This is a genomic window from Anaerolineae bacterium (genome assembly GCA_035529315.1).
GTDB lineage: Bacteria > Desulfobacterota > Desulfobacteria > Desulfobacterales > ETH-SRB1 > Desulfaltia.
Window position 1 is genome coordinate 57,956 of sequence record DATKWZ010000015.1, and the last position, 19,512, is coordinate 77,467.

The window sequence follows — 19,512 nt, forward strand, 5'->3', positions numbered from 1 at the left end:
ATAGCTGGTTCTTACTTTAACAACTCGATTGCCTTTTTAACTATATTTTCAGACGTAAATCCGAACTTTCCCATAACTTTTCCACCGGGCGCTGAAACTCCAAAACCGGTTATGCCGATTATTTTCCCGCTGGTTCCGACATATCGTTCCCATCCCATCGGAATGCCGGCTTCAACGGCAATGCGCTTTTCCACATCCGGCAACAGGACTTTATCCTTATATTCCCGCGGCATTTTTTCAAAAAGTTCCCAGCTCGGCATATTGACCATCCTGACTGAAACGCCTTGATCCGCAAGAATTCCGGCCGCTGTTAGAGCTATATGAACCTCTGAGCCGCTGGCAATCAGGATCAAGTCTGGTTTGTCCTCTGAATCAGACCCCTTTGAATCATACAAGATATAGGCGCCGTTTGCAAGCCCCTCTGCCGGGCCATATTTTGATCTGTCTAATACAGGAAGCTTCTGGCGGCTCAGGATCAGGGCTACGGGACCATTAACACTCTTCATCGCAATACGCCATGCTTCTGCTGTGTCCACGGCATCTGCGGGACGGATTAAGGTCAGCCCTGGAATGGCCCTTAAACTCGCTATATGCTCAACCGGCTGGTGCGTTGGACCATCTTCGCCAACCGCAATACTGTCATGAGTAAAAACATATATTACAGGCAATTTCATCATGCTTGCAAGGCGTATTGAAGGACGCATATAATCCGCAAACACAAGGAAAGTGCCACCATACGGCCTCAAACCCTTATGAATCGCCATGCCGGACAGGATAGCCCCCATGGCATGCTCCCTGACGCCAAAACGGATATTCCTGCCGTCATACATATTTTTTTGAAAATCATGGGAAGATTTGATAATTGTATTGTTTGAAGGAGCGAGATCAGCGGATCCACCAATAAGAGAGGCAACCTTTTCTGCAATAGCATTGAGCGCCTTGCCGGATGCTGCGCGCGTTGCAACGGAGCCTTCGAAATGCGGCAGTTCCGCATCCCATCCATCCTTTAATGTGTTGCTTACAGCATCTGTCCATCTTTCTGCAAGATCAGGGTATCTATCTGTGTAGATCTCGAATCTTTCCTGCCATTTTGATTCTGCTTCCTTTCCCCGGGCAGTATATTTTTTGAATATATCAAGAACCTGCTCAGGAACGTAAAATGTATCTGATTCAGGAAAGCCCAGTCTTTGCTTTGTAAGCCTAACTTCATCTTCACCAAGGGGCGCTCCATGGGCATCTGACGAGTCCTGTTTGTTTGGGCTGCCAAATGCAATATGTGTGCTCAGCATAATCAGGGAGGGCTTATCAGTTTCCTGCTTTGACGCAACAAGAGCATTATAAATCGCATCCAGATCATTTCCATCCTCAACCTGATTCACATGCCAGTTGTATGCCTTGAATCTTTGGGCGACATCTTCCGTAAAGGATATATCCGTGCTTCCTTCGATAGAAATTTTGTTATCATCATAAATACAGATCAACCTGGAAAGACCGAGGTGGCCGGCAAGTGATGCGGCTTCAGATGTTATCCCCTCCATCATGTCCCCGTCGCCACACATTACAAATGTATGGTGATCCACAATCTCACAATCAGGGCGGTTATATGTTGCCGCAAGGTGTTGTTCAGCCATTGCCATGCCAACTGCATTGGCAAAACCCTGCCCCAGGGGACCGGTTGTTGTTTCAACGCCCGGAGTATGTCCGAATTCAGGATGCCCCGGGGTTTTGCTGCCCATTTGCCTGAAATTTTTTATATCATCCAGGCTCAGATCATAACCTGAAAGATATAGCAGGCTGTAAAGAAGCATTGATGCGTGACCTCCGGAAAGCACAAACCGGTCCCTGTCCAGCCAGTCGGGATTGTCTGAATTGTGTTTTAAAATCCGGGTCCAGAGCACATATGCTGCTGACGCAAGCCCCATCGGCGCGCCAGGATGGCCGGAATTGGCCTTTTGGATGGCGTCCATGGAAAGCGTGCGGATCGTATTTATGCAAAGTTCATCAAGTTTAGACCAGTTATCTATCCCTTTGTTCATGAATAGTTTCTCCTTATATAATCAGAATCAGATATTAGATATTGACAACTGAAAGCTAACACCTATTTAATTTTATATGCAAGTATTTTAATCATATATTTTGAAGTGTTAAACGGTCTAACCTGAATTAATTACTTATATTGTTTGTTAAATCTGAAACATTTGTTATATGGATAATTTATTGAAACTAAATTAATCTAAGTATCATTATTTGATGGGCTTATAAATGGAGATTTAAGGCACGATGCTTGCCTGGGCTTTATTTGTTATAGGATTGTTGATGCTTTACTATGGGGCGGAGTGGCTTGTAAAGGGGGCGTCCAGTCTCGCGCGAAGCCTTGGTTTAACGCCTATGGTTATAGGCTTGACGGTAGTTGCATTCGGCACTTCGGTACCAGAGCTCGTTGTAAGTGTTATTTCTTCTTTACAACAAAAAAGCATGATTGCTGTGGGAAACGTTGTGGGCAGCAATATTTGCAACATCGCTCTTGTTCTCGGGCTTGCAGCATTATTTATACCAATTAAAGGTAATAGCTCTGTTGTTAAGAGAGATATACCTATTATGCTCGGGATATCTTTATGCCTTTTGCTGATTTCTCTCAATTCTCAAATAGGAAGGCTTGAGGGAGCTACTATGGTGGGAGGAATCATCCTGTACACATGGTTTAACTATCGCTTTGCCGTGAAAGAAACAAAATATACGGCAAGCAAAGAAAACTATACCGCTGAGCTTGCAGGTGGTGAAATTGGATATATTTCCTCAAAGGCAAAACAGATCACACTTATTTTTGCAGGGATTGTATTTGTAGTATCAGGCGCGGAGATACTGATTGATTCAGCAGTAAAAATAATGCAAGTATTTAGTATAAGTGAAAAGTTTATCGGGTTAACGATAGTTGCTTTCGGGACTTCACTGCCTGAACTTGCCATTTCTGTTGTTGCCGCGATAAGAAAGGAGATGGATATCAGCCTTGGCAACATTTTTGGGAGTAACATTTTCAATATACTTGGAGTACTCGGGATTGCATCGCTGGTCAGGCCTATTTTGATTCCAGGCGGTTTTATTCAGAGCGGTTTACTAATTGATTACCTGGTCATGATATTTATCGGTTTTTTACCATGGCTGATGATGAGAAAGAAATGCATGCTTATGAAAAAGGATGGCGTTGTCCTTTTATCAGGATATGTCGGATACATCGCTTATCTGACAATTAAATCATTGTAACTCTAAGGCGAACAGGGCTGAATGCTCCCTAACAGCCTTCAGTCTATCCACGTGGTTGTGGGAACCAGGAGCTTATGTCTTTTAGCATTTTTTCCTTGTAATAAGCTGCTCTGGCAGGGTTGCCCATTATCATATCAAGCTGCCTTGTATGCATTGTAAGATATCCAAGTATCTTAAGACGTTTTATTAAAAAAGATTTATCATATCCCTCGATAGTTGCATTCATGTAATCTTCATGTATTTGTACCTGAAAATCATATTTGCCTAAAATTTCTTTTATAAGCTGCATTCTGCGAAGCTTTCTGGTAAGGTCCGCAGCCCCGCCCTTGAAACAGAATTTTATGTAATTTTCTCTGGACTCATCACTGATAAAAGTCTGTACAACCGAATAATGATAACCGAACCGGCAGCTTAGATTGCAAAAGTTTTTTGAAATAATGGCGCAGTCATTCTGAGAATAATTTGATTGATTTGATGGGGATAAATTACGATTCATGGTAGATTCGACCATTATGGACATCAATCCTTTAGTGTCAACAGGAGGCGGGCCCTCCCATTCTACAGCGGTTATTCCCTCCCATAGAGCAAGCATCGGGACAGATGCTATATTTTCAAGTATTACAGTATTTTTTTCCACTGCTCCTTTTAAACCATCTCCCAAATCAATAAGCATCCACTGGGTTGGGAGACCATTTGCAACCAGCCTTTTCCCTGTATTTATATTTCTGTTCTTTTTGCCATAATCAAACATTTCTTCTACGGCCTTTTCATGGCATAAGCGGGTAATGTCGTGATATGTGTGGCAGCCGTCAGGCGTAAAATTGCCGGCTTTTGGATCAGTAAGATTCAGCGGGGTGATATGCTTCAGCATTTTTTTCAAGGTTATATAAACAGGGCTTCCTTTAATTATACTGGTATGTTGCGCGCGGTTTGCTTTTAATAATGCCTCGGCTTTTTCTTCGTATACTTTCCGTGCAAAGGCATCAACCGTGATAATAGATTTATTTTTAATTTTGCTGGTTGCTTCAATGGTATCAAAGAGCGCCGGAATACCGAATTCTCTTGCAACGGTAGCCAGATGACCGGTAATTCCTCCACGATCTGTTACAATTGCGGCAGCTTTATTCAATATCGCCGCCCATTTAGGCAGGGATTTTTTTGCCACTAAAACAGAGCCTCTGGGAAATTTATAAATTTCTTCGTCCGAGTTCACGATAAATGCCGGCCCGCATGCTACGCCCGGGCTTGCTGTAATGCCCCCACTGATTATCACACGGTTATTAACCTTTATTTCTGAGTCATCTTTATATTTATTGTCTTCCTTTATTATCTGTTTCAGCGGACGGGTTTGCAGTATCTTTATCTGACTGTTTTTTTCTATAGTCCACTCGATATCTTGTGGCGTTTGAAAGTGCTTTTCAAGCATAACAGCCTGTTTTGCCAGAAATTGGGCCTGTAAATCCGTGATAGCCGGCAGGTTTTTTTCTGTATCAGGCATTTTGACGGTTTGGAGATTTTTGTTGGAAAAAGTTAAAGTTTCCTGATCTTTGGCATGAATCTCTTTTTTAACCACTTGAAATGGCTGCTTCCTGGAAACCACAAATAAATCAGGTGATGTGCTCCCCTCGACCACTGATTTGCCTAATCCTTTAACTGCATTGATGAATATTTGATTATTGTGGATGTTGCCTGGATCTCTTGAATACATAACTCCACTGGAAACAGCTTCAACCATTGCCACACAGCCAACGCACATGACAATGTCTTCATCGCTAAAGCCCTTATTGAAACGGTATGTAATAGCCCATGGAGAATATTTGCTGGCAAGAACTTTTTTATATGAGTTAATAAGTTCTTTAGAGCTTACATTCAGTTCTGTGTGATATTGACCTGCAAAGGATGCTTCCTGGCTGTCTTCGCCCAGGGCGCTGCTGCGCATTGATACTTTGACATCTTTTTCTGTTTTTTCTTCCAGGCACTGGTATTCCGCAAGTATTGCTTTTTCGAGTTCTAAAGGAACACTTGATTGCATTATAAGCTTTTCGATATTTGCGCTGGCATTTCCCAGCATTGTTATATCTTCAATATCAACTGATTGAAGCTGCTGGCTGATTTTTTTTTGGAGAGAACCATGATTCAGGAACAGATTATATGCAGAGGTTGTAATAACAAAACCATGCGGAACACTAAGGTGTTCCATGTCCATAATTTCGCCTAAATTCGCCATCTTACTGCCAGTGTGCTTTGCGCTGTCTTTATTTATATTTTCAATCGATATAACCAGTCTGCCTTCGTCTGCCTCTTCCTTTTTTTCTATTATTTGATTTATTTTATATTGAATATCGGCAAAAGCATGGTAGAGCGTTTCATAACGATTGTCGGAAAGCTCATTTATTTTTTCAATGAGTTTATATATATTTACTGAAATGGATATGCAGTTTGCACGAATGAATTCCATGCTGAATTTTTTGTTTCCCTGCAGTGCCAATTCCATTTCCGACATAATCTTAAGAATTGTATTATTGATGCTTAAAAGACTTTTGAAATTCCAGTACTTTGTTTTGAAGAGGGAGCGGATAACATCGTCGGGCGATTTTTCGGAAGTTGGGCCTTCCCCTTTTTTACCCGAAAAGATTTTTTTTATTGATTTCCTTAATCCAAACATCTTTACTCCAGACTTCAATTTAGCAGATTAATTTTTAGCATGTATATTGCATAGAATTGTAATCAAAAAATGTGCCAGATCGGATTCCCTTAAATTACAAATAGTTATATTTATACGGTATTTTGGGAGGCAATAAAGACGTTTCAAAACGAAACCTAATTCCTTAACGGTAATATTTTGAACTGCAATAGCGAGCGCGTTCCCCGTAGCTTGCTGCAGGGAATCTTCAATCATTCTAATGGCCAAAACAGTCAGGTTTTTTGATTAGAGTTTCAATATGAAACCAACGTTTCATATTGAAATATTAATGGTTGTTTGGAACCGCCATCTATCGACAGCATCAAAATTTTTTGATTGATAGCTGTGTTCTAAATGAATTTATAACAAGGAGTGGACAATGAAGCACAAGATATTGCTTGTTGATGATGAGGAGATAACGCTTAAATACCTTTCAAAATTCTTGATAAAAAAAGGTTTTGATATAAGTACGGCAATGAATGGCAGTGAAGCCTTGGAGAAGATTAAACAGCAGGATTTTATTACAGTATTGCTGGATGTTTTAATGCCGGGAATAGATGGCATAGAAACCCTCAGGGAAATAAAAAAAATCAAGCCGATTACAGAAGTAATAATGCTTACCGGCCATGCCTCGGTTCAGGTTGCCATTGAAGGCATGAGGCTGGGGGCATTTGATTATCTTATGAAGCCTTTTGATCGTGATGAACTTATTGAAAAGTTACGGTTGGCTTGTGAGAAAAGATTATTTAATGAAAAAGGTATAGATGCCGTCAATATACCGGAAATGACCTCGAACGAGCCAGAATGAATATAAATCCTTTTTCTTTTATTTGCCCTTTAGTTTCAATTTCAAAATGAAACATAGTCCCGAAATGAAACATATTTTCATATCATCTACTCTTGTTGGGCTTTAATATAAACAAATAGCTGCAACATGTCCTATGCGTTTCATATTGAAACGCTACCCACTGCTCTTTCCTGATCTTCAAAATATAACAATCCGTAATTATTGAATATAATTATTTGGCATATTTCTTGATTATAGTTTTTATTGAACCGCAAAAGCGAGCGCATTCCCCGCTGCTTGCGGCGGGGAGCTTCAATTGATCAAAAGGGACTGTGGTTCCCTTTAAGGCCTGGGCCATATAATTTATTTAATCAATGAGGGATAAAGTTAGTTGAACAAGATACTCGTACCTTTGGATAATTTTTCTGAGATATCGCTGAATGCGGCTCGTTACGCTGTTGAATTCGCCAAGAGAAGCGGCTCTAAGCCAATTTTTCTGTTCTTATCAAAAGATGATAAAGCAATGTCAGATTGTTTTGAGCCAGACATTCCTCAAGAAAAGGACAGAGAAAGAAAAATCAGGGGAAAAGTAGAGCTGCTTATAGACAAGAGTACTATGGAAGGAATCAACATTGAGCAGTACGAGTGCCGTGGTGAATATATAGAAAAGGTCTGCGAGTTCGTGCGGGATTTGAACATAGCCGAGATAGTGATTGCCGTTCCTGATAAACAGGATGAGTATTATCAGAAAATCAAAAAAAATATATCTTTACTGGCTCAGATGACATCTTGCCGTGTATTAACCGTAAAGGAAAAAGCAAAGAGATTTGAATGATTAGGTAGTTTAATCTGATTAAAAAGGAGATTGATTTTTTATGGAAGCGAATGTGTTAACAACAGAAATGATTTTGGTCATGATGATGATAGGAGTAGCGGTGTTCCTTTTTATTGTCGAATGGATTCGCGTTGATATGGTTGCTATACTAATGACGATTATGCTGCCTTTGCTTCATTTAGTTACACCTAAAGAAGCGTTTTCCGGTTTTAGCAGCAATGCAGTTATTTCTATCATTGCGGTTATTATCATAGGCGCTGGTCTGGACAAAACCGGACTCATAAACAGATTGGTTAAGCCGGTAATGAAATTGGCCGGCAACAGCGCGTCTCGGGTTGTTATTGCTATGGGAGCAACTGTAGCAGGAATTTCGAGTTTTATGCAGAACATCGGTGCTGCAGCTCTTTTCCTGCCTGCTGTCAGGCGTGTAAGCAAATCAATGAACATACCACTTCCACAGATGCTTATGCCCATCGGTTTTTGTGCAATTCTTGGCGGCACTGTAACTCTGGTGGGTTGCAGTCCGTTGATTCTTTTAAACGATTTGCTGGCTCCCTTTAATCTTAAGCCATTTGGCCTGTTTGATGTGACTCCTATTGGTTTGGCGTTAGTCGGGTCTGGAATCGGGTTCTTCATCTTTTTCGGACGGTTTGTGCTTCCTAAGGGAAAAATTGGAGATGGCGGTTCTGCTGATGAATCTATTAAGGGACTTGCAAGTTCTTACGAAAACATCGGCGATCCATTTGAGTTAAAAGTGCCTGGTGATTTTACCGATTTCAGAGATCCTTTGACGATTAAAGATTTAAGGGAAAAATATTTGGTAAATATTGTTGCGATTGCCGGAAGGGATGGTTTTAAGCTTCTTTCCGTTGATTCAGACATGGAGATAAGGTCTGATGTTGATATTGTTGCTTACGGACTGCGGAAAAATGTTGAGAAAATGGCCAAAGAACTTGGAATGCAGATTAAAGACTCTTTGGAATTATTCCAGAATGAAATGTCTCCAGCCATATCCGGAACCATTGAGGCCGTCGTTGCACCTCGTTCCGAGTTAATCGGCAAAACCCTGAGAAAGGCGCATTTCTGGGAACAGTTTCAGGTAAACCCATTGGCAATTTATCGTTCAGACAAGGCTTTTTATTCCGGGCTTTCAGATTTTAAACTGCAATCAGGTGATTCAATACTGCTTCAGGGTACTTGGGAACGGTTTAATATTTTACAGGAAAGACACAATTTTATTTTTACAACTCCGGTAAGTGAAGTTATTAAACCGCAAAAATCTTTAATAGCCGGTTTTTGGCTGGCAGTAGCCCTTGTAATGATAATTATATTTAAAATTCAGTTGTCGGTATGTCTTATGACCGGAGCCTTTGGAATGATTGTATGCCGGGTACTCACTATAGACGAGGCATACAAGTCTGTTGACTGGCGGACGATCTTCCTCCTTGCCGGACTTATTCCCTTGGGGATTGCAACCGAGAAAACAGGTACGGCGGCGTGGATTGCTCATACTATTCTTAATTTAATGGGCGATGTTTCTCCTGTTGTACTGTTGACAGCCATCGCAGTGCTTTCCACTTTTTTTACTCTCGTTATTTCAAATGTGGGCGCTACAGTACTTCTTGTGCCGCTTGTGGTTAATATGGCTCTAGCTGCGGGCATAGATCCCAGGATGGCTGCACTTGTGGTAGGCTTGGCGACTTCAAATTCGTTTATGCTGCCGACACATCAGGTTAATGCGCTTTATATGGGGCCAGGCAGATATAGAAGTGTAGATTTTATAAAGGCCGGCGGGATTATGACAGTATTATTTATAACAGTATTAATCGGCATGCTTTATTTATTTTACGGAGTTTAATCAGGTCGTGGAAAATATATAAAAAACTTTAAAATATATTTTAAGGAGGGGCAAAAGTGTCCATTATAACTATTACCGCAGGTTCTTACATCGGAAGGCAAATAGCTAAAAGTGCCGCCAAAAGATTGGATTACGAGTATATAGATAGTGAGAATATTTTATCACTGGTTTCTAAGGAATTCGGTGTTTCTGAACCAAAGCTTGTTCGAGCTTTTAAAGAAGCACCATCAGGCATTGGCATGTTTTCCAAGACTAAACCTGAATATATAATATTTATTGAGACTTTGATCGCAGAGTGTTTGTTAAAAAATAATATAGTGTATTATGGGGTCGTCGGACTTCCACTTATCCAAGAGGTTCCTCATGTTCTCAAGGTCCAGATTATTGCTAACCTGGAGGACAGGATAAAAAACAGAATGAAGCTGGATAATATATCTCAGGATAAGGCAAGTAAAGTGATTGAAAAGGAGGATGAAGAGCGGACAAAGTGGGCTGAAGCTGTTTATGATATAGACATTGCAAATTCGAACTTATATGATCTTGTAATAAACATAGGGCATATCAAGGGCGATGATATGGAAGCTGCTCTGGAGACCATTATCAGTACCGTAAAACACAAGAAATTTCAGCCAATGACATATTCATTAAGATGCATGAAAAATGTTGCAATGTCATGTCGTGTCAGGGCGACTCTGGCTGATATAGATTCAAAAATGCAGGTAAAATCCGATGAAGGAACTGTATATACATATACTAAAGCAATAAAGAAAAAGGCGCAGGATAAGGTATTAGAAATGAAACAAAAGGCCATGAGAATTGAAGGGGTCAAACACATTGAGGTTTTTATAGATTATGATTTATTTACAAAGGTTGCGCATGGGCAGTAATCTGCTCTAACATGTATGGAGGGTAAAAAAATGAAAGAAAAATTAGAAATTCTGCTATTGGATGATGAAGCTATAGTTGGGAACAGATTGGGGCCTGCGATTAAAAAAGCTGGTTATGGTGTAGAAGTATTTGATGATCCCCAAAAAGCTCTAAACAGGATCAATGAAAAGGAGTTTGATATTGTTGTTACTGATATAATGATGGCTGATGTGAACGGAATCCAGGTTTTAGAACAGGTGAAAAAAAAATCAGACAGAACCAAAGTTATTATTATTACAGGGTATGCGACGGTAGCTCTAGCCCGTGAAGCAATGGACAAAGGCGCTTTTGATATGATAGCCAAGCCATTCAGTCCTAACGATCTCCGTATCTTAATTGCAAAAGCAGCTGCTTCCCTTGGTTATAAAAAAGAAATTGTAGCAGAAGCATAATTAATTTTGGTAAAAAAAGGGGGGGATTTATTGCTTGAAAATTAATATCTAGCATGAGATAAAATATAATTTTGTTTGTTTTGAACAGGTTAGTGCCTTATATGTTAAATGCTCTGAGACCTAAAAACCATGCAGGAAAAAAAGATATTTCAAAAAAAGTTTGCTTTGACTACTGCTGACAGGGGGTTGCTTGAACGACCGCAATTTAGCTTTCGTTTGCACATGTCTCTGGTGTTCATTTTTTTTTCCTTATTTTCGATAGCAATTATTGTAGGTTCAGTTATAGCCATAAACAGGATACAGAAAAAACTGTACTTTGTTCAAGCCTCTGAAAGATACCTGTTTGAAATTGAACAGGCAAGGAGATGGGAAAAAAATTACTTTTTGTATGGCACTAATCTCGAAAATGCGATTCAATGCGCTTATAATGCAAAATCCCTTTTATCACAGAACTTGCAGAAATTAATAACTGTTTTATCTGCAGAACAGACAGAAACTATTGTTGAGCATCTTGATAGATACAGTAGTCTGTTGCAGGAACTTATGCTTTTGGAGAAAAACAGGATTGATAGTCGTGAAAAAAAGAGCAAAATTGAGACTTCCTTAAGAAAATATGGCGCTGAAATGGTTAAGGTAGCGGCTGCTCTGGTTTATAAGGAGCAGGATTCCATGAATGCAATGCTTCACCTTATCCAGAGAATACCCCTTTACAGCCTTGTAGTTGTTTTGTTAATAGGAGTATTCGTTGCACGTTTTCTTGTGCAAAGATTGATAAAACCGCTTAAACATCTAATTGAATGCACTCAGAGAATAGCAAAAGGAGATTTTTCACCGCTTAAACCAATTCGTAAGTACCGTGATGAGTTTACGACAGTGGAGGTGGCTATTAATCGTATGCTTAAGCAACTTAAATCACACGAAGCTGCGATGGTGGAATCACATAAACTTAGAGCAGTTGGAACTCTGACAGCCGGGGTTGCTCACGAATTAAACAACCCTCTTAACAATATAATGCTCACGGCACATGCAATGCTTGAGGATCATAAGGAGTTGTCAGAAGATGAACTACTTGAAATGCTAAACGATCTTATTGGCGAAGCCAACAGGTCCAGGAGTATAGTTCGCAATCTTCTGGATTTTGCAAGAGAAAGCGAATCTGTTTCTGAACCTCTTGATCTTGGAGCGTTGGTTAACGATACTATTAAGCTGGCGCTCAATCAGGTAAAAGTTTCCGGAGCAAAAATAGAAACTCAAATTCAGCCCAACCTACCCAAAATCCGCGGTGACACCCAGCAATTAAAGCAGGTATTTTTAAACTTAATCCTTAATGCATTAGATGCTGTTGACAAAAATGGAAAAATTATAATAAATGTTAAAGAATCTGAAATATCAGGATTCCTGGCCGTTCAGATAGAAGATAATGGATGTGGAATACCTGCCCATATTCTGCCTAATATATTTGATCCGTTTTTTACGACAAAAGGACCGGGTAAAGGTACAGGGCTTGGTCTTTCTGTTTCACATGGAATCATTATAATGCACGGTGGACAGATCAATCTTGAAACCGAAGAAGGAAAATATACAAGATTTACCGTAACTCTCCCTTCTAGAAATATTCCTGCGGATTTTAATAAAACCTGAGATAATAAAAGCAAATTGCTGTTGGAGGAAATTTATCGTTGAAAAAAAACGATGAAAACATATTGATGCGTATTGCGGTTATTGATGATGAGCCTCTGGTTTTGCAAAATTTGCAGAGAAAAATTGGTAAAAGTGGCTACCAGGTTGAAACCTTTATAAACCCCATCAAAGCAATCAAAAGAATGGAAAACCAGCCTTTTGACATTGTTCTAACCGATTTTCGCATGCCTGAAATGGATGGTATGCAGATTTTAGAGAAGATCAAGGAAAATTATCCCAAAACCGAAGTTATAATTATTACAGGCTATGCATCAATAGAAAAGGCGGTTGAAGCAGTTAAAAGAGGTGCTTTTTATTACCTTGAAAAACCTTTTACTCCTGAACAGGTTATGCTGATAATAAAGCGTGCTGCTGATAAAGTGCTTCTGGTCCATGAAAACAAGCGTCTTAAAGAGGATCTTCTTAAAAAAGATAATGTGAGAAAAATTATTGGTGTCAGTTCTCCTGTACGTGAGTTGATTAAAATTATTCAAAAGGTTTCCAAGGTGAACTGTAATGTTCTTATTCAGGGCGAAAGCGGAACAGGCAAGGAGTTAACTGCAATGGCCATACATTTTGGCAGCCCCAGAAAGGATAAACCTTATATCAGCTTTAATTGCGGCAGTTTTACAGAGGAGTTGATAGCCAATGAACTTTTTGGCCATGAAAAGGGGGCTTTTACAGGCGCAGAAAGCATTAAGGTTGGTTTGCTTGAGGCAGCTCAGGGCGGAACTGTTTTTCTTGATGAAATAGGGGAAATGCCTCTTTCCATGCAGGTAAAGCTGCTCAGGGTAATTCAGGAGAAAAAGCTGCTTAGAGTAGGTGGATCTCATCCGGTTGACCTTGATATAAGGGTGATATCAGCCACAAATAAAGATCTGGAAAACGAAATCAAGGCCGGACGGTTTAGAGAGGATCTTTATTTTCGTTTAAAGGTAGTCAAAATACGCGTTCCCTCACTCAGGGAAAGGAAAGAAGACATATCTCTGCTAATAGAGCATTTTATAGATAAATACAACAGGCTTTACAATAAAAGGATTAAAGGGTTCTCAAAACGAGCCAAAGAGGTCTTAATGAAATATTCTTTTCCAGGGAATGTCCGAGAACTTGAACACATGGTCTCAAGCGCCATTGCTCTGGGAGAAGGAGTCTGGATTGATGAAAACGAACTGCCTGAGGATCTTGACCACCTGGTAGTAGAGACAGTTGAAAACAGAGAGCTGCTTTCCCTTTATGAAGAAGAAAAAGCACATATAATCAGGGTGCTTGAGGCCACTAATTATAATAAGGCAAGGGCTTCAAAAATTCTTGATATCCCAAGAACAACTTTGTGGAGAAAGACAAAAAAATACGGTATCATGGAAACTTTGGGATAAGGGCGTAAATTGCAGGGCCCGATATGGCCCTGCAATTAAATATATATGTAAATTAATTTAATGTTCCAGTCTCAGTCCCCATCCTTCAAACATGAATAAAATGGAAAAACCATACCACAGCGTGTAAAACACATAGAAAACCAGAGAAAATATAACGATCCCCATTTTGTCGGTAATTTTTTGTGGTTCAATTGTATAGTAATTATAAGAAGTTTCAACAACCTTCTTTATAGCCAATGCAACGACCTTGGCTTCTTTAAACAGCTTCTGCTTTTTCAAGTTTTTATCTGCTGCCTTTAGAGCCGTCCACCAGTTATAAAGAGCCTGTCTCTCGTTGTAACCGTACTTGTCTGAGACTGTCGCTCCGTCATTATTATACATGCTGTCTGAATCTGTCAGACAGGCCGCAAGTATATTGCCAAGATCGCCGGATACATTTAGCTGGGCTCCTGATACGTCTGCTCTTGCGCCAGCTTTTGTAAGCAGCAGAGCTGTCTGTTGCGCCTGCTTTTCATCCGCCATTTTAAGGGTCATGTTTACAGTATTTCCTATAAATGTGTCTGTTTCTTTTTTTACCTTAGGAATATAGTATGCGGAACCTTTGGAGATTGAGTTATACAGAGAATCCAGATATTGCATGCCGTTCTGTCCATTAAAGACAGGTGAAAATATTATAAACAAGACAACAAAAAACGCCACAAATAATGCAGCACCGCCGTAAAATTCTTTTTTATGAGCAATCATGATTACACCCCCTCTCCCTTAAGTTTTGGAATGTTGACCAGAAACGTTCCGATTACCCAGACAGAAAACGCTCCTATTACAACGAAGAATGCCCAGACACCTATGCTTTCAAGTACGCTTGCGAGTCCTGGATTAATTTTGATAACATCCATTGCGTTAAGTTTTGCGGGCAGGGCAAAGACACGGTTAACGAAACCAGCCATGACAGCCATAGCATAAAAGCCTCTGATCGTGATTCCGGGAACGACCTTTGTTACCAATGCACCTATCTGGATTCCCAGAAGGGAGCCAAGGAGCATGCCCATAGCGAGTGTATAAAAGATAAAGCCGTAAATAGCATACTGGCTTATTGATGCATAACCTGCCGTGAAAACGATCTGGAAAATGTCGGTTCCAACGGTTGTCATGGATGAAACACCTAAGACATAGACAAATATGGGAAAGGTCAGAAAGCCGCCGCCAACGCCCATAATGCCTGCCGCAAGTCCGACAAGCGCGCCGCTGGCTACCAGGAATACCCATGAAATGCCTCTGCCTCCCTGTACAAGGTCAAAATCAAATTTAACCAAAGGAGGTATTTTTACGGCCTGAAGTTTTTTAGGAAGGCCGCCCAGATCAGCACCTTCGCTTTTTCCGCCATGTGCGCCCTCATCTGCCGCACCAGGAGCCTTTCTGGCCTTGAGAAAGTCAACCATAGAATAAATACCCAGAAAACCAAGCATACCTGAATAGACAGTCGTGATAAATGCATCGCTGAGTACCGGGTTGATTTCGTAAAGTACGCGGTTAAGAATTCCGCCGGCCGTGGCTCCTATGATGGCACCTATAAGGAAGACCATGGCCAAAGGCACTGATACGTTTCCTAACTTCCTGTGGATTACGCTTCCCATTATTGCCTTGGCAAAGATATGAAAGAGGTCGGTTCCAACTGCAAGGATACCTTTGATACCCGCGCTCATAAGGGCAGGCGCGATGATAAATCCACCGCCGGCTCCGATGCAGCCGGTAATCAGGCCCGCACCCATTCCAATAAGGATTGATACGACAAAGATACCTGTACTGTAAAAAGCCGGGCTGTAAGCCTTTTTGCCTCCAAGCAGTGCGGGAAGGGCTCCGCCGATTTGATCTGCAAAAGCAATACCACCCAGTATTGCAGGAATGGCAAGCAGGCCAAGAATAATAAGCCGCTTTTTGTCTCCAAGTATTGTATTGGAAACATCAAGCTCCCATTTTGCATGGGCCCTTGCGCCCATCATCATAAAACTGCCCAATTGTTTAAAGAAATTCATAGCAATATTTCTCCTTTTCCACTGATTTTATAATTATGTTCAATATTTGTTTGATTAAGACAAATATTGAACTTGTACATTTTGTTTAGAAATGAACCATCTGCAAGCTGTCTTATTGTATTTTATCCCCTCCCTTCCTTATTGTTTAAATTTGATAATGGTCATTAAAAAAATATGCCTATTACTTTATTATAATTTTACGTCCATGTCTGACAATAATTTTTGCTGCCCTTTTTTTCAGGTCACCTTCTAATCCGATTACTTTAAGCGCATCTTCCAATTTTATCATGCCGAGTATTTTATCTTTGCTTGTCACGGCAATGCAGTCGAGGTCGTTTTTAAGCATGACTTCAATTGCATCTGTAATCTTGTCCTCTACAGAAACAGATGGCCTTATGGAAAGATTTTCATCCATGAGGAGAGAAATATCCTTAACCTTTAGTTGTTCCATTATATTCCTTGTTGAAAGGGTCTCCTTCTTTGGGCCTTAGAGGATGAACTGTTACAAACTATTATTAAGTAGCAATACAGGTGCCAAAAAATCAGTCGGCGGGAATAAAATCTTAATTACCTGTAATAATTATTAATTGCTTATTGATTTTATTAATTGTGTTTGGGTTTTAAACTTTCTGTAAACAATCAGGTTGCAGTAATCGGTGTGCAGGAATGAAGATTATACAGATAGATTATGAAATACCAATAAGTTAGGATGGTGAAACAATCAGGTTACATCAATAAAATTTGGAAGGTTACTTAAATATTTCAGCGTTAATATTCTCTTCTTTTATGAGTCTGTGGAGATATTGTCTTTGCAGGTCAGCCTGCTCGGCAGCCTTGGAAATATTACCCTTATTTTGTTGAAGGATCCAATAAATATATCTGTTATGAAAAGCCTTTATAACTATTTCCTTTGCGTCTTTAAATGGAAGTGTATAAATATTGTGATCAAAAACAGGCGAAGTATGCACTACAGGTTCTTGTGGCAAGATATCTGAGATTTTAATAATATCGGATTGGCAGAGAAGTGCCCCGCGCTCAATACAGTTTCCCAGTTCCCTGATATTTCCAGGCCAGGTTTTAGACATTAGCGCCGACATTGCCTCGGGGGCAATAGTACTTATTTTATTATCGTTTAACGAATTGAATTTTTTGAGGAAATGATATGCTAAAGTTGGGATGTCTTCTTTTCTATCCCTTAAAGGGGGCATGTGTAGATTGATAACATTTAGCCTGTAGTAAAGATCTTCTCGAAATTGTTTTGCTTCTATCAGCTTTTTAAGATCCTGATTGGTTGCAACTACAAAACGGATATCTGCTTGTTTTGTTGTTAGACCTCCAACCGGCTTGTATTCCCCTTCCTGCAGGAGCCGAAGCAATTTGGCCTGCATGGCCATGTTCAGATCTCCTATTTCGTCCAAGAAAAGAGTGCCCTGGTCCGCCTCTTCAACAATTCCCCTTTTATCTTTCCATGCGCCCGTAAAGGAGCCTTTGACGTGACCAAAAAGTTCGCTTTCTATTATTTGTTCAGGCATGGCTGTACAGTTGACCGTTATAAAGGGCTTGTCTTTACGGTTGCTGTGATAATGAATAGCTTTTGCTGCCAGTTCTTTTCCTGTGCCGCTTTCTCCGGTTATAAGAATCGTAGCTGTTGATTCGGCTACCTGAACAATCGTTTTTGTAATTGACAAAAGAGAGGGGCTTGCGCCGATAATTGGAGGAAATTCTTTTATTTGCTTAAGAGAATTTCTCAGAGTTATATTTTCCTGGGCGAGCTTTTGCCATTCCATGGCCTTGTCAATTGTTATAAGTATCCGTTCTTTACGGAATGGCTTGGATATATAGTCAAAAGCGCCTTTTCTGGTTGCTTCTACAGCGGTTTCAATAGTGGCATATGCTGTCATAATTACCACAATAGCAGAGGGTTGAATATTTCTTGCCATATCAAGAATAGCTATCCCATCCATCTTTGGCATTTTCAAATCAGTTATTATGATATCAAATTGATGTTTTTTCAACAGTTCTATTACTTTCAAAGGATCATATTCTGTTTCAACAATATGGTTGGTTTTTTCTGTAAGTATTCTTTTTAAAAGGACAAGCATGTCTTTTTCATCGTCAACTATTAAAATTCTTCCATCCATAATTAGTCCTGTTTAATCCTAAGTGTAATTTTAAAAGTGGTTCCTTTTGGGTTATAGATGTATTGCTTTCGCAGGAAATCGTCCCCTCATATTTCGCTGCGATGCCGTGACTTACAGAAAGACCTAAGCCTGTGCCTTCCCCTTTTCCAGACAATTGTCAGAGCAACTCTGGTGAGTTTAAGTCGGTTTTGGAGATTAATTTGGGTCAGATATTAATAGTTCATCAAAAACTCTTTCCAAACTTATTGATTATAATCGCAAATGGTTTTAATGCAAGAAAAAGATCGATTCAGGAGAAAAATCGTTTTTTGTGGTGAGATTGCCGGTTTTGCCTGTTGCAAGGTTATGCCGGGGTGTTGTATAGTAATTTTAGCACTTGGATTCCAGCTTTTCGCCTGCAGACATGCAGGAAGATACGGAGATGCCATTGTTTAAGACCATGATTGAAGAGGCGCGCCTTTCCCTGTTGATCGTAGACAGCAAAGGCCGTATAATTTTCGCCAACAAATGGTTGGAAAAGCGTATCGGGTATGCCCGGCGGGAATTTTTGAAAAACAATCTGCAAAAATTTTGCGCGACTTATGAACAAAAGCGATATATTTTCTCATGTTTGCCTGATATCGAAAGGACGACCGAGGTTGATATTGATCTTCAGCAAAAAAATGGTGAGATATTCACGGCAAATGTTTCTTTTGCCCCCTTTGATTACCGGAAGACGCGGCATTTTCTTATAATTGTCAGGGACGTAACTGCCAGGCGGATCCGGGAAGCAAAAGCAAGGGAAGATGAGGAGCTATGCCGCAGGCTGCTTATAGAGCGAAATATGTTGCAGAATCAGCTTCATCGATCCAGCAAGGTTGCCTTCATGGGAGAGCTGGCAGCCGGTATTGCCCACGAAATCAACAATCCCCTTGGCATTATCCTCGGGTTTGTCCAGGATATTTTAGATGAGATTCCTTTGAAAGATCCTTTGATTGAACCGATCAAAATTATCGAAAAAGAGACAGCCCGGTGTGTAGACGTGGTAAAAAACCTTTTGGACTTTGCCAGGTTAAAGCCCCCTGAGAGGATTCCTGTAGACATAGTTGAACTTCTTGAATCTTCAATTGTATTGCTGACCCCCAGAATCAAGAAAAACAAGGTGAATATAAAAAAGGATTTTGAAACAAGACTCCCTCGTGTCAAGCTTGATCCACAGCTTATCCAGCAGGTTTTCCTTAATGTGATGATTAATGCTATTCAAGCAATGCCTGATGCGGGTGTTCTCGCTTTTGGTATCGGTCTTGTACACAAAGAGCGGTTGTCGGGACCCGGCGATTGGATACAGGTCAGCATATCAGATACAGGTAACGGGATATCTGAAAAGGCTCTTGATCGTGTTTTTGATCCCTTTTTTACTACCAAGGGGAGCAAGGGGACAGGGTTGGGGCTCTCTGTTTGTCAGCGTATCATGGAAGACCACAAGGGAAAAATTAAAATAGAGAATCAAAAGGGAGCAGGAACTATATGCAGCCTTTATTTTCCGATAAAAGATTGAGG

16 protein-coding genes are annotated in these 19,512 nt (G+C 40.3%); 10 read left to right on the plus strand and 6 right to left on the minus strand.

Features of this window, described 5'->3' with window-relative positions; translation table 11 throughout:
* Positions 1–11: 11 nt before the first annotated feature.
* Positions 12–2,036 carry a transketolase gene (tkt, locus tag VMW78_02875; protein ID HUV49952.1) on the minus strand — a complete coding sequence of 675 codons (2,025 nt, stop codon included), beginning with the start codon at positions 2,034–2,036 and terminating at the stop codon, positions 12–14.
* 244 nt (positions 2,037–2,280) lie between these two features.
* On the opposite strand from tkt, the gene VMW78_02880 reads away from it, so the two are divergent.
* Positions 2,281–3,261 carry a calcium/sodium antiporter gene (locus tag VMW78_02880; protein HUV49953.1) on the plus strand — a complete coding sequence of 327 codons (981 nt, stop codon included), beginning with the start codon at positions 2,281–2,283 and terminating at the stop codon, positions 3,259–3,261.
* A gap of 43 nt (positions 3,262–3,304) precedes the next feature.
* Here VMW78_02880 and VMW78_02885 read toward each other — a convergent pair whose 3' ends face one another.
* A complete protein-coding gene (locus tag VMW78_02885; GenBank protein HUV49954.1) occupies positions 3,305–5,926 on the minus strand; it encodes a PEP/pyruvate-binding domain-containing protein in 2,622 nt (873 codons plus the stop codon).
* A gap of 397 nt (positions 5,927–6,323) precedes the next feature.
* Between VMW78_02885 and VMW78_02890 the strand changes: the two genes are divergently transcribed.
* The 7 genes from VMW78_02890 to VMW78_02920 all read left to right on the plus strand — a co-directional run bounded on the left by VMW78_02890 (position 6,324) and on the right by VMW78_02920 (position 13,799).
* The gene (locus VMW78_02890) at positions 6,324–6,752 is read left to right on the plus strand and encodes a response regulator (protein HUV49955.1); all 429 of its coding nucleotides are present in this window, start codon (positions 6,324–6,326) and stop codon (positions 6,750–6,752) included.
* 370 nt (positions 6,753–7,122) lie between these two features.
* Positions 7,123–7,566: a universal stress protein gene (locus VMW78_02895; GenBank protein HUV49956.1), complete on the plus strand. Its 444-nt coding sequence runs from the start codon at positions 7,123–7,125 to the stop codon at positions 7,564–7,566.
* A gap of 40 nt (positions 7,567–7,606) precedes the next feature.
* The gene (locus tag VMW78_02900; protein ID HUV49957.1) at positions 7,607–9,424 is read left to right on the plus strand and encodes an SLC13 family permease; all 1,818 of its coding nucleotides are present in this window, start codon (positions 7,607–7,609) and stop codon (positions 9,422–9,424) included.
* A 56-nt stretch (positions 9,425–9,480) separates the two neighbouring features.
* Positions 9,481–10,311, plus strand: a complete 831-nt coding sequence (locus tag VMW78_02905; protein HUV49958.1) for a cytidylate kinase-like family protein — start codon at positions 9,481–9,483, stop codon at positions 10,309–10,311.
* A 30-nt stretch (positions 10,312–10,341) separates the two neighbouring features.
* The gene (locus tag VMW78_02910; protein ID HUV49959.1) at positions 10,342–10,743 is read left to right on the plus strand and encodes a response regulator; all 402 of its coding nucleotides are present in this window, start codon (positions 10,342–10,344) and stop codon (positions 10,741–10,743) included.
* A 129-nt stretch (positions 10,744–10,872) separates the two neighbouring features.
* Positions 10,873–12,384, plus strand: coding sequence for an ATP-binding protein (locus VMW78_02915; protein HUV49960.1), 1,512 nt, complete (start codon positions 10,873–10,875; stop codon positions 12,382–12,384).
* Positions 12,385–12,422: 38 nt separating this feature from the next.
* Positions 12,423–13,799 (plus strand): sigma-54 dependent transcriptional regulator, encoded by a 1,377-nt coding sequence (locus VMW78_02920; protein HUV49961.1) that lies wholly within the window; start codon positions 12,423–12,425, stop codon positions 13,797–13,799.
* 57 nt (positions 13,800–13,856) lie between these two features.
* On the opposite strand, the gene VMW78_02925 is transcribed toward VMW78_02920, so the two are convergent.
* From VMW78_02925 to VMW78_02940, 4 genes are all read right to left on the minus strand, one after another.
* A complete protein-coding gene (locus tag VMW78_02925; protein HUV49962.1) occupies positions 13,857–14,543 on the minus strand; it encodes a hypothetical protein in 687 nt (228 codons plus the stop codon).
* Positions 14,544–14,545: 2 nt separating this feature from the next.
* On the minus strand, positions 14,546–15,832 hold the full coding sequence (locus VMW78_02930) for a sulfite exporter TauE/SafE family protein (protein ID HUV49963.1): 1,287 nt from the start codon (positions 15,830–15,832) through the stop codon (positions 14,546–14,548).
* A gap of 181 nt (positions 15,833–16,013) precedes the next feature.
* Positions 16,014–16,283, minus strand: a complete 270-nt coding sequence (locus VMW78_02935) for a CBS domain-containing protein (GenBank protein ID HUV49964.1) — start codon at positions 16,281–16,283, stop codon at positions 16,014–16,016.
* Between the two features lie 298 nt (positions 16,284–16,581).
* Positions 16,582–17,973 carry a sigma-54 dependent transcriptional regulator gene (locus VMW78_02940; protein HUV49965.1) on the minus strand — a complete coding sequence of 464 codons (1,392 nt, stop codon included), beginning with the start codon at positions 17,971–17,973 and terminating at the stop codon, positions 16,582–16,584.
* Between the two features lie 270 nt (positions 17,974–18,243).
* Here VMW78_02940 and VMW78_02945 point away from each other — a divergent pair, with 270 nt between their 5' ends.
* Positions 18,244–18,408 carry a hypothetical protein gene (locus VMW78_02945; protein ID HUV49966.1) on the plus strand — a complete coding sequence of 55 codons (165 nt, stop codon included), beginning with the start codon at positions 18,244–18,246 and terminating at the stop codon, positions 18,406–18,408.
* Entirely contained in the window at positions 18,395–19,510 is a 1,116-nt protein-coding gene (locus tag VMW78_02950; protein ID HUV49967.1) for an ATP-binding protein, read from the plus strand. The genes VMW78_02945 and VMW78_02950 overlap by 14 nt, the downstream gene beginning before the upstream one ends.
* Positions 19,511–19,512 lie beyond the last annotated feature (2 nt).